Annotated in this window: 1 protein-coding gene; it reads right to left on the reverse strand. The window is 37.9% G+C overall.

The features are described from left to right. Positions 1-759, reverse strand: a 759-nt coding sequence (locus F8N00_RS18090; RefSeq protein ID WP_421018760.1) for a hypothetical protein, incomplete at its 3' end; no start/stop codon positions are given. Positions 760-987 lie beyond the last annotated feature (228 nt).

A 987-nucleotide genomic window follows, 5' to 3' on the forward strand; every position in this document is an offset into this window, starting at 1 on the left:
CTCTTGGAGTTGTGAATTGACAGCTTGCGTTTGCTGGTGTTCAAAGGCGAGCAACGTCGTCATTTGTTGCATCGATCGCCCAAGTGTACCAATCTCGTCGTGACGGTTCTGAAAATCGTTCTGCTCCAATCGGTCAGGGTGTTTCGTTTGATCGACGAGGTCAAGTAAGTCCGTTCGAAAAGACCGCACAAGTCTTAAAATCAAGTAACTGAGAAGGCAAAAAGCAATGATCATCACACCAAAAGCGTAGCGTAAAACTTCAACGGTTCTTTGTTGTAGTGATTGTTGTGCTTTTCGCTCTTCATTATGAATCAATCGAAAGTAGTCATTGATAGCGGAGTCAGATTGTTGAACCAGCTTTTGATTATCCGTGAGTACTTGTAAGGTGAGTTCCAGTTCTAAAAATCTTGAAAATTGAACAAGTTGACGCGTAAAGCGTTCGTCTGATGGATCTGAATAACGTTGACTAAATGATTGAACGTGTTGTTGTAAGCGTTCCAACCGCTGATTGACCTGCTTAAGATCGGTTTGATCATTAAAGTCGATTTGTTGGACTTGAAGATTGACTTGTTGTGCTTCATTCCATAGTGTGCGAGCTTGCGTTTTTTGTGATGTAATCTTTTGTGATGAAGTTCGGTGTTGCTCCAGCTCTTTTTGAGCAAAGTAAAATGTTAAGACGCCGATGCTTGCAAAAATCAAGAAATTCGAAAACAATAGGATATAAAATCGATGGAACAGACTTGATGAAAGCCACTTCATGACTAGACCTCTTTCTAAAAAGATATATAAACAAACTATAAAAATACATGTTTAAAGAAATCTTATCATAGACATTAAACATTCTGCATGAATTGCTTTATCGATTAAAATATCATTTTGCCTCTTTCGGAAAAAATCCCTAGATTTTGACACTTCATATCCTTTAATATAAACGATATACATATGTGCAAAAGCACTACAAATGACACTTCAAGCCATACTATCTGT

Source organism: Exiguobacterium sp. A1_3_1 (assembly GCF_048985645.1).
GTDB classification, from domain to species: domain Bacteria; phylum Bacillota; class Bacilli; order Exiguobacteriales; family Exiguobacteriaceae; genus Exiguobacterium_A; species Exiguobacterium_A indicum.